This is a genomic window from Zoogloea oryzae (assembly GCF_030161255.1).
Classification (GTDB): domain Bacteria; phylum Pseudomonadota; class Gammaproteobacteria; order Burkholderiales; family Rhodocyclaceae; genus Zoogloea; species Zoogloea oryzae.
On the sequence record NZ_BSPX01000102.1, the window covers coordinates 1 to 11,011 of the forward strand.

The window sequence follows — 11,011 nt, forward strand, 5'->3', positions numbered from 1 at the left end:
GCCGAGCTGAAGCTCGCCAGCGCGCCGAGGGTCAGCGAGAAGGGGGCCGGCGCGCCGGCGGCCAGCGCGGCCACCTGGGCGGCGAGGCGGGCGGGGCTGTAGTCGTCCGGGTGCTGCGGGTCGGCCGTTGGAAAGCCGCACAGGGCCAGGGTGATGTGGGGCTGGCGGCGGTAGCCATCGAGGAGCAGCCCGGCCAGATGGGCGTCGGCGCCGGCCACGGCATGGCGCACGTCGGGCAGATCCACGTCCACCGCCCACAGGGCGTAGTGCGGGCGGCCCAGGTGCCACTCGGGAAAATCCCGGCGCTCGTTGCGCAGGGTCTGCCCGGCGGCGAGGAAGGCCGCCCGGGCGTGGTCGAAGGTGTTTGTGGTCAACGGAGTACGGGCGGGGTGGGCCGAGTCAGCGGGCGGACGGAAGGCGCTCGCACATCCGGTTGCGCGGCTCGGGCAGGGTCTGGCCCTTGGCCTTGGCCCGCTCCATCATCTGGGCGTGGTGTTCGGCGATGTAGGCGAGGCATTCCTCGCGGGACTGCATGCCGCGCATGCGATCCCGGTGGGCGCTGCGCTCCTCGGGCGTCATCAGGGCCATTCCCGGGGTGTTGCGACGGTTGGCCCGCCAGTTGCACTGGGGCGAGCCCTGGGCCTGCCCGGCGGCAGCGCATGGACGGTTGGCCGGACCGGCGCCCGGGCCCATTCCGCCACCCATTCCCGGTCCGGGCTGGGCCCAGGCGAGGCTGCTCATCAACAGGCTGGCGGCGGTCAGCGCGAGGCTGTGCTTGAGGGTTTTCATGGTGATCTCCTGAGCGAAGGGCCCACCACGCGCGAAGCGGCGCCGGCGAGAGCCATTCAGCCCAATGGTAGCGCGCCAGCGCCCGCTTTCAAGCGCCACCCCCGGAACCCCCGCCAAACAAGGACAGTCTCCCACTACCCACTACCCACTACCCACTACCCACTACCCACTACCCACTACCCACTACCCACGCCGGCCTTGACGCGCTTTAACAATTGCATCGTGTAGCATAGCCTGCTGCTCTTGTCCGGCCCCTGCCGGCTCTTCCCGGCGGTTTTTCTTAGCCGGGCGCGTCCCGGAAAAAGTCTCCATGTCCAGCCCTTCAAACGCCTCGTCTCCTTCTTCGTCACCCGCCTCGTCACCCCGGAAACGTCGGATCTGGCCCTACCTCGTAGGGCTGGCCGTGATCGCTGCCGGCGGCTGGTACGCCACCCACCGCCCTGCGCCGGAAGGCGAGGGCGGCGGCAAGCCTTCGGAAGCCCGTCGTGGTGGACCCGGCGGGCGGGGCGACCGGCCGATCCCGGTGACGCTTGAAACCATCGCCACCCGCGACGTGCGCGTGGTGGTGCCGGCGCTCGGCAGCGTGGTGCCGCGCAACCAGGTGGTGGTGCGCGCGCGGGTGGACGGCCCGCTGCTGGCGGTCAAATTTACCGAAGGCCAGCCGGTGAAGGCCGGCGAGGTGCTCGCCCTGATCGACCCGGAGCCCTTCAAGGCCGCGCTGGAGCAGGCCCGCGGCACCCTCGCCCGGGACGCCGCGCTGCTGAAGAACGCAAAGATCGACCTCGAGCGCTACCGCGGCCTGCTGGCCCAGGATTCCATCGCCAAACAGCAGGTGGATACCCAGGAGGCGCTGGTGCGCCAGTACCAGGGCACGGTGCAGGCCGATGAAGCTGCGGTGAAGAGCGCCGAGCTGCAGCTCTCCTACACCACCATCAAGGCGCCGATTGCCGGCCGCGCGGGCCTGCGAACGGTCGATCCGGGCAACATGGTCAAGGCCTCCGACACCAACGGCCTCGTCACCATCGCCCAGGTTTCGCCGATCACCGCCGTCTTCGCGGTGCCGGAAGACCGCCTGCCGGCCATCATGGCGCGGGTTCGGTCCGGCGCGGGGCTGGGCGTCGAGGCCTGGGACCGGGACATGAAGCAGCGCCTGGCCGAGGGCAAGCTGCTGGCGGTGGATAGCCTGATCGACACCACCACCGGCACCGTCAAGCTGAAGGCCGAGTTCGCTAACAAGGACGGCAGCCTGTTCCCCAACCAGTTCGTCAATGTGCGGCTGCTGCTCGATACGCTCAGCGGTGTCGTCGCGGTGCCCACGGCGGCGCTGCAGCAGGGCGCCAAGGGGCGCTTCGTGTATCGCCTGGGCGAGGGCGGCAAGGTGGCCGCGGTGCCGGTCAAGCTCGGCGCCACCGATGGCGGCGTGGCGGTGGTTGAAGATGGCCTCGCTGCCGGCGACAAGGTGGTGGTGGATGGCCTCGACAAGCTGAAGGACGGCGCGATGGTGGAAGCCATCGACCCGAAGGTGGTGGATGCGCCAGGCCGCGAGAAGAAGCGCGGAGCTGGCGGCGGCCGGCCGGGGCATTGATCGGATGGTCAGCCAGATCGACACGGCGATGGCCTGCCAGGGCGGCCTCCGTCGCCCGTCCCCGTCCTGTAGGTCGGACTTCAGTCCGACATCACGGGTTGATCGGGCAGGGTTTGTCGGACTGAAGTCCGACCTACAAAGCGTTTATGTTTTTCGGTGTGATGGCGCCATGCGGAGGCGCGCGGCATGAACTCCTCTCGTCGCCTCGTCCTGCGCCCGATGGCCTGCCCGGGTGGTTTCCGTCGTCCGTCCCCGTCCTGTAGGTCGGACTTCAGTCCGACATCACGGGTTGGTCAGGCAGGGTTTGTCGGACTGAAGTCCGACCTACAAAGCGTTTATGTTTTTCGGTGTGACGGCGCCGTGAGGGGGCGCGGCATGAACTCCTCTCGTCGCCTCATCCTGCGCCCGATGGCCTGCCCGGGTGGCCTCCGTCGCCCGTCCCCGTCCTGTAGGTCGGACTTCAGTCCGACATCACGGGTCGATCGGGCAGGGTTTGTCGGACTGAAGTCCGACCTACAGGGCCTTGATGTCTTTCGGTGTGACGGCGCCATGCGGAGGCGCGCGGCATGAACTCCTCTCGTCGCCTCATCCTGCGCCCGATGGCCTGCCCGGGTGGTTTCCGTCGTCCGTCCCCGTCCTGTAGGTCGGACTTCAGTCCGACATCACGGGTTGGTCAGGCAGGGTTTGTCGGACTGAAGTCCGACCTGCAGGGCCTTGATGTTTTTCGGTGTGACGGCGCCGTGTGGAGGCGCGCGGCATGAACCCCTCCCGTCTCTTCATCCTGCGCCCGGTGGCTACGTCGCTGCTGATGGTGGCGATCCTGCTGGCGGGCCTGGTGGCCTACCGGCTGCTGCCGATCTCGGCGCTGCCCGAGGTGGATTACCCCACCATCCAGGTCAAGACCCTGTACCCCGGCGCCAGCCCGGACGTGATGACCTCGGCCATCACCGCGCCGTTGGAGCGCCAGTTTGGCCAGATGCCGGGGCTGGACGAGATGTCGTCCACCAGCTCTGGCGGGGCGTCGGTGATCACCCTGCGCTTCACCTTGTCGATGGGGCTGGACGTGGCCGAGCAGCAGGTGCAGGCGGCGATCAACGCCGCGTCCAACCTGCTGCCCACCGACCTGCCGGCGCCGCCCACTTACAGCAAGGTGAACCCGGCCGACGCGCCCATCCTCACCCTGGCGGTGAGCTCGCCCAGCCTGCCGATCACCCGCATCCACGATCTGGTGGAGAGCCGCCTCGCCCAGAAGATCGCCCAGGTGCCGGGCGTCGGCCTCGTCAGCATCGCCGGCGGGAGGCGCCCCGCGGTGCGGGTGCAGGTCAATCCGACCGCCGCCGCGGCCTACGGGCTGGGGCTGGAGGACATCCGCACGGCCATCGCCAACGCCAACGTCACCCAGGCCAAGGGCAGCTTCGACGGCCCCCAGCGGGCCTCGACCATCGACGCCAACGACCAGCTCCGCTCCGCCGACGAGTACGCGAAGCTGATCGTCGCCTACAAGAACGGCAACCCGATCCGCCTCTCCGACGTGGCCACCCTCGTCGATGGCGCCGAGAACCTGCGCCTCGCCGCCTGGGCCGACCGCCAGGACGCGGTGATCATCAACGTGCAGCGCCAGCCCGGCGCCAACGTGATCGAGGTGGCCGACAAGGTGACGGCGTTGCTCCCGCAGATGACCGCCAGCCTGCCCGCGTCCCTCGACGTGCGCGTCATCAACGACCGCACCACCACCATCCGCGCCTCGGTGCACGACGTGCAGATGGAGCTGGTGCTGGCCGTGGCGCTGGTGGTGATGGTGATCTTCCTGTTTCTGCGCAGCGTGCCGGCCACCATCATCCCCAGCGTGGCGGTGCCCCTGTCCATCGTCGGCACCTTCGGGGTGATGTACCTCGCCGGCTTCAGCCTCAACAACCTCACCCTGATGGCGCTCACCATCTCCACCGGCTTCGTGGTGGACGACGCCATCGTGATGATCGAGAACATCGCCCGCTACGTGGAAGAGGGCGAATCGCCGATGGAGGCGGCCCTCAAGGGCGCCCGCCAGATCGGCTTCACCATCATCTCGCTCACCTTCTCGCTGATCGCGGTGCTCATCCCGCTGCTCTTCATGGCGGATGTGGTGGGCCGGCTGTTCCGCGAGTTCGCCATCACCATGGCCATCGCCATCCTCATCTCGGCGGTGGTGTCGCTCACCCTCACGCCGATGATGTGCGCGCGGCTGCTGCACCACGTGCCCGAGGGCCAGCAGGGCTGGTTCTACAAGACGATGGGCGACTTCTTCGACCGCGTGATCGCCCGCTACGGGGTGATGCTCGAATGGGTGCTGGCGCGGCAGGGGCTCACCTTGATCGTCGCGGTGGGCACCCTGGCGCTCACCGCGCTGCTGTATGTCTTCGTGCCCAAGGGCTTCTTCCCGGTGCAGGACACCGGCGCGATCCAGGGCATCACCGAGGCCGACCAGTCGATCTCCTTCGGCGCCATGGCCGAGCGCCAGCAGGCGGTGGCCGAGGTGGTGCTGAAAGACCCGGCGGTGGCCGGCCTGTCGTCCTTCATCGGCGTGGATGGCACCAACGCCACCCTCAACAGCGGGCGCCTGCTCATCAGCCTCAAGCCCCGCGCCGAGCGCGACGCCACCGCCAACGAAGTCATCCGCCGCCTGCAGCCCGAGCTGCAGAAGGTCGCCGGCATCACCCTCTACATGCAGCCGGTGCAGGATCTGTCCATCGAAGACCGGGTCAGCCGCACCCAGTACCAGTTCTCGCTCATGGCGCCGGACGCCGCGCTGCTCTCCGAATGGGTGCCGAAGCTGCTCGAACGGATGCGCGACCTGCCCCAGCTCGCCGACGTGGCCTCGGACCTGCAGGACAACGGCCTCCAGGCGTGGATCGAGATCGACCGGGCCAGCGCTGCCCGGCTGGGGGTGAGCACCGCCGCCATCGACAACGCCCTCTACAACGCCTACGGCCAGCGGCTGGTGTCCACCATCTTCACCCAGACCACCCAGTACCGCGTGGTGCTGGAGGTGAAGCCCGATTTCCGCGGCACGCCGGACGCCATCGCCAAGCTCTACGTGGCCGGCACCGGCGGCGCGCAGGTGCCCCTGTCGTCGGTGGTCAAGGTGAGCGAGCGCCCGGCCAGCCTGGCGGTCAATCACCTGGGGCAGTTCCCCGCGGCCACGCTGTCGTTCAACCTCGCCCCCGGCGCGGCCCTGGGCGACGCGGTGGACGCGATCCGCGCCGCCGAGGCCGGGCTGGGCATGCCGGTGAGCATCGAGACCTACTTCCAGGGCGCCGCGCTGGCCTTCCAGTCGTCCCTCACTAGCACGCTGCTGTTGATCCTCGCCGCGGTGGTGACCATGTACATCGTGCTGGGCGTGCTCTACGAGAGCTACATCCACCCGGTGACCATCCTCTCCACGCTGCCCTCGGCCGGCGTGGGCGCCTTGCTGGCGCTGCTGGTGGCCCGCACCGAGTTGGGCATCGTCGGGATCATCGGCATCGTGCTGCTCATCGGCATCGTCAAGAAGAACGCGATCATGATGATCGACTTCGCATTGGATGCGCAGCGGAGCAGCGGCCTCGGCCCCCGCGACGCGATCTTCCAGGCCTGCCTGCTGCGCTTCCGCCCGATCCTGATGACCACCCTCGCCGCGCTCCTGGGCGCGCTGCCGCTGATGCTGGGCAACGGCGTCGGCTCCGAACTCCGCCAGCCCCTGGGCATCACCCTCGTCGGTGGCCTGCTGGTGAGCCAGGTGCTGACGCTGTTCACCACGCCGGTGATCTACCTGGCCTTCGACCGCCTCGCGCGGCGGGTGAAGGGGGAGGGCGCAGCGTGAGCGGGCGCGTTGCAGTTCCGAGCTGCATCGATGCTGCTTTTTTGTGCGACGACGCTGAAAAAAGCATCAATCGCGGAGATCAGAACTGCATCGATGCAGAAAATAGCTCCGCTCTTGCTGCAAATAACAGCATTCATGCACTTGTTAAGTGCGTGCTTGAAGAAAAGAGCTGTGTCGTTGATGAAAAAAGCAGCGGCGGTGGAGATGTTTGCTGCGTTGATGGAGTGAATCGCTTCATTGCGGTTGCGGGCGGGGATTTGGTGCCGCTGGCATTTGGCGGTGGTGCCTTGTTTGGCAGGGATTGGCCGGGACTCGCCCCGGCGGGCGACTTCCTTTCTTGCGTCGCCAAGAAAGGAAGCAAAGAAGGCGACCCGGCTTCACCGGTCATTCGCTGCGCGAATGACTCCCCTGCGCTGCTCGCAACAGGCGGCCGGCGCAGAACTCGCCCTTCGGGCTCAGACAGCTGCGCCGGAAGGCCCCGCCTGCCGCTGCGCTGCTCGGCGGTTCAGACGGGCTTTGATCGGGCACCGAGCCTTGCGGGTAGGGCGGGTGTGGGGGGCGAGCGTTCTTGTGAAAAGCCATCCAGACAAGTATTGCCCGCCGCGGCGGAACTGTTCGGTGGTTCGGACGTGCTTTCCTTGAATACCGAGTATTGGTCGTGCGCGTCGTCGGTGGGTGATGTTCGCGTTTCACGCGCATTCAACTCCAGCCGTTGCTCCTGTAAAGGCTCGGTGATTCCGAAAAGCCCGTCCCAGACCGCCGAGCAGCACAGCGACAGGCGGGGCCTTCCGGCGCGGCTGTCTGAGCCGGCGCAGCCGGCGAGTTCCGCGCCGGCCGCCTGTTGCGAGCAGCGCAGGGAAGTCGTCCGCGCAAGCGGACGAGCGGTCTGGCCGGGGCGCCTTCTTTGCCTACTTTCTTGCCGACGCAAGAAAGTAGGGCGCCCGCCGGGGGCGGAGGCGGGGTTTCGCGGAGCATCGCTCCGCGCCGCCGGAGCCGGCCGGGTGTGCAAACCCGGCCGTGGAACGAATTCCCCGGCCAATCCCTGCCAACCGAAGGCACCCCCTGTAGGTCGGACTTCAGTCCGACATCCGTCGTGGGGGATGGCGCGGTGTGTCGGACTGAAGTCCGACCTACAGTTTGACCTACAGCTCAGCGGGCCCGCCCGCCAGGGGGTAACCATGGGGAACACCCCATGAACCTCTCCCGCCTCTTCATCTTCCGCCCCGTGGCCACCACGCTGCTCACGCTGGCCATCGCGCTGGCGGGGGCGATCGCGTTCCGCCTGCTGCCGGTGGCGCCGCTGCCCCAGGTGGAATACCCGACGATCTCCGTCTCCGCCAGCCTGCCCGGGGCGAGCCCGGAGGTGATGGCGTCCACCGTGGCCGGGCCGCTGGAGCGGATCTTCGGGCAGATCGCCGGGGTGACGGAGATGACCTCCACCAGCACCCTCGGCTCCACGCGGGTGACGCTGCAGTTCGACCTCTCCCGCAGCATCGACGGCGCCGCCCGCGAGGTGCAGGCCGCCATCAACGCGGCGCGCAGCCAGCTGCCCACCAGCCTGCCCAGCAACCCCACCTATCGCAAGGTGAACCCGGCCGATACGCCGATCATCATCCTGGCGCTCACCTCGGCCACCATGTCGCAAGGGCAGCTCTACGATGCGGCCTCCACCGTGCTCGCCCAGCGGCTGGCGCAGGTGGATGGGGTGGGGCAGGTGAGCATCGGCGGCAGTTCGCTGCCGGCGGTGCGTGTCGAACTGGACCCGGACCGCCTCGCCGGCAATGGCATCAACCTGGACGACGTGCGTACCGCCATCGTCGGCGCCAACGCCAACCGGCCCAAGGGCGTGCTGGAGGACGAGCGCCACGCCTGGCAGGTGGGCGCCAACGATCAGGCCCGCACTGCCGACGATTACAAGCCCCTCATCGTTTCGTGGAAGAACGGCGCCGCGGTGCGCCTTTCCGACGTGGCACGGGTGCGCGACGGGGTCGAGAACGACCGCAACTACGGCTACGCCAACGGGCGCCCGGCGGTGCTCTTGATGATCAACCGCCAGCCCGGCGCCAACATCATCGAGACGGTGGATCGCGTCAATGCGCTGCTGCCGCGCCTGTCGGCCAGCATCTCGCCGGCCATCGACCTGACCGTGGTGATGGACCGCACGCCCACCATCCGCGGCTCGCTGAAGGAGGTGGAGCGCACCCTGGCGATCTCGGTGGCGCTGGTGGTGATGGTGGTCTTCCTCTTCCTGCGCAGCGCCCGCGCCACGGTGATCCCCAGCGTGGTGGTGCCGGTGTCGCTGATCGGCACCTTCGCGGTGATGTACCTGGCCGGTTACAGCCTCGACAACCTGTCGCTGATGGCGCTCACCATCGCCACCGGCTTTGTGGTGGACGACGCCATCGTGGTGCTGGAGAACATCGCCCGCCATGTGGATGACGGCATGTCGCCGGTGCGCGCGGCGCTCAAGGGCGCGCGGGAGATCGGCTTTACGGTGGTGTCCATGAGCCTGTCGCTGATCGCCGCATTCATCCCCATCCTCGCCATGGGTGGGCTGGTGGGGCGGCTGTTCCGGGAGTTCGCGGTCACGCTGTCGGCGGCGATCCTGGTGTCGATGATCGTCTCGCTCACCGCCACGCCGATGATGTGCGCGCGGCTGCTGCGCCCGCGCCCGCCCGAGGACGCGCCCCGCGGCCGCTTCGACCGCCTCGTCGGCGGTGCCCTCGATGCGCTGGTGGCCGGCTACCGGCGCAGCCTGGGCTGGGCGCTGGATCATCGCTGGCCGGTGCTGCTGGTGCTGGCGGCGACCATCGGCTTCAACGTTTACCTCTACAACACCATCCCCAAGGGCTTCTTTCCGCAACAGGACACCGGGCGCCTGCGGGGCTTCGTCGAGGCCGATCAGGCCATCTCCTTCCAGGCCATGAAGGCCAAGATGGACAGCTTCCTCACCATCGTCGGGGCCGATCCGGCGGTGGATACGGTGACGGGCTTCACCGGCGGCAGCCAGCGCAACTACGGGTCGATGTTCATCTCCCTCAAGCCCCTTGGCGAGCGCAAGGAATCGGCCGACGCCGTGGTGGGCCGGCTGCGCAAGAAGCTCGCCAAGGTGCCCGGCGCCAACCTGTACCTGAGCCCGGTGCAGGACATCCGGATCGGCGGGCGTTCGAGCAACTCGGCCTATCAATTCACCCTGCAGTCCGACAGCCTGGACGAGCTGCGCATCTGGGAGCCGCGCATCCGCAACGCCATGAGCCGGCTCGACGAGATCGTGGATGTGTCCACCGACCAGCAGGACGCCGGCCCCCAGACCTCCGTGGTCATCGACCGGGACGCCGTGGCCCGCCAGGGCCTCACGATGCGCGCCGTCACTGCCGCCCTCAACAACGCCTACGGCCAGCGTCAGGTGTCCACCATCTACAACCCGCTCAACCAGTACCGGGTGGTGATGGAGGCCATGCCGAGCTACCTGCAGGGGCCGGATTCCCTCGCCCGGCTCACCCTGGTTTCGCCCACCGGCGGGCTGGTGCCCCTGTCGGCCATCGCCCGCTTCGAGACCACCCTGGCGCCCCTGTCGGTCAATCACCAGGGCGGCTCGGCGGCTTCGACGATCAGCTTCTCGCTGCCCGAGGGCGGCTCCATCGGCACCGCCACGGCGGCGATCAACGACGCGCTGGCCAACATCGGCGTGCCGGTGGGCATCCGCACCAGCTTCGAGGGCTCGGCCGGCGCCTTCCAGAAATCCATGAGCACCCAGCCGCTGCTGATCCTCGCGGCGCTGGTCACCATCTACATCGTGCTGGGCATTTTGTACGAGAGCCTGATCCACCCGATCACCATCCTGTCCACGCTGCCCTCGGCCGGCGTGGGCGCGCTGCTGGCGCTGATGGCGGTGGACATGGAGTTCAGCCTGATCGCGATGATCGGGGTGATCCTGCTCATCGGCATCGTCAAGAAAAACGCCATCATGATGATCGACGTGGCCATCGAACTGATGCGCCGCGAAGGCGCCAGCGCCCGCGACGCCATCCACCGCGCCTGCGTGCTGCGCTTCCGGCCGATCCTGATGACCACCCTGGCCGCGCTGTTCGGGGCGATCCCGCTCGCCATCGGCGCGGGCGACGGCGCCGAGCTGCGCCAGCCCCTGGGCATCGCCATCGTCGGCGGCCTGATCCTCAGCCAGATCCTCACGCTGTACACCACCCCGGTGGTGTTCGTCGCGCTGAACCGGTTCGCCCGGGGAACGAAGAAATACGAAACAGGCGCCGTGGCACAGCCCGCGCTGGATGGAGCACGCTGAACATGAAACGCCCGGTTATCGAATGCCCCCCCAGCCCCGGCAGGTCAACCTGTAGGTCGGACTTCAGTCCGACATGCGCGGGTCGATCAGGCGGTATTGTCGGACTGAAGTCCGGCCTACAGGTTGACCTACAGAAGGCGCTGGCCATCGCTGCGGCCGTGCTGATCTCCGGCTGCACCATCGGCCCCGACTACGTCCGCCCCACCATCGACACCCCCGCCGTGTTCAAGGAAGCCGGCGACTGGAAGCCCGCCACGCCCCAGAGCCCGGCCACCGGCGACACCTGGTGGACCGCCTTCGGCGACCCGGTGCTCGACGCCCTGCAGGCCCAGGTGGAGGTCTCGAACCAGAACCTGCGCGCGTTTGAGGCCCAGTTCCGCCAGGCCCAGGCGCTGGCCGATGCGGCGCGGGCGAGCTGGTTCCCGACCCTCAACGCCACCGCCGGCGCCACCCGCTCGGCCACCTCGGCGGCCACCGACGCCGCCGGCAGTGCGCCGCC

General features: G+C 68.4%; 7 protein-coding genes. 5 read left to right on the top strand and 2 right to left on the bottom strand.

Features of this window, described 5'->3' with window-relative positions; all coding sequences use genetic code 11:
* A partial coding sequence (locus QQK25_RS20865) for a 2'-5' RNA ligase family protein (protein WP_368736564.1) occupies positions 1 to 374 on the bottom strand: 374 nt, incomplete at its 3' end.
* 25 nt (positions 375 to 399) lie between these two features.
* Positions 400 to 789 (bottom strand): hypothetical protein, encoded by a 390-nt coding sequence (locus QQK25_RS20870; protein WP_284189694.1) that lies wholly within the window; start codon positions 787 to 789, stop codon positions 400 to 402.
* Positions 790 to 1,099: 310 nt separating this feature from the next.
* Here QQK25_RS20870 and QQK25_RS20875 point away from each other — a divergent pair, with 310 nt between their 5' ends.
* The 5 genes from QQK25_RS20875 to QQK25_RS20895 form a co-directional block, all read left to right on the top strand.
* Positions 1,100 to 2,374, top strand: a complete 1,275-nt coding sequence (locus tag QQK25_RS20875) for an MdtA/MuxA family multidrug efflux RND transporter periplasmic adaptor subunit (RefSeq protein ID WP_284189695.1) — start codon at positions 1,100 to 1,102, stop codon at positions 2,372 to 2,374.
* Between the two features lie 757 nt (positions 2,375 to 3,131).
* Positions 3,132 to 6,212: an MdtB/MuxB family multidrug efflux RND transporter permease subunit gene (locus tag QQK25_RS20880; protein WP_284189696.1), complete on the top strand. Its 3,081-nt coding sequence runs from the start codon at positions 3,132 to 3,134 to the stop codon at positions 6,210 to 6,212.
* Between the two features lie 30 nt (positions 6,213 to 6,242).
* Positions 6,243 to 6,440 (top strand): hypothetical protein, encoded by a 198-nt coding sequence (locus tag QQK25_RS20885; protein WP_284189697.1) that lies wholly within the window; start codon positions 6,243 to 6,245, stop codon positions 6,438 to 6,440.
* Between the two features lie 964 nt (positions 6,441 to 7,404).
* On the top strand, positions 7,405 to 10,512 hold the full coding sequence (locus QQK25_RS20890; protein ID WP_284189698.1) for a multidrug efflux RND transporter permease subunit: 3,108 nt from the start codon (positions 7,405 to 7,407) through the stop codon (positions 10,510 to 10,512).
* A 158-nt stretch (positions 10,513 to 10,670) separates the two neighbouring features.
* The coding region (locus QQK25_RS20895) for a TolC family protein (protein ID WP_284189699.1) at positions 10,671 to 11,011 on the top strand (341 nt) is incomplete at its 3' end.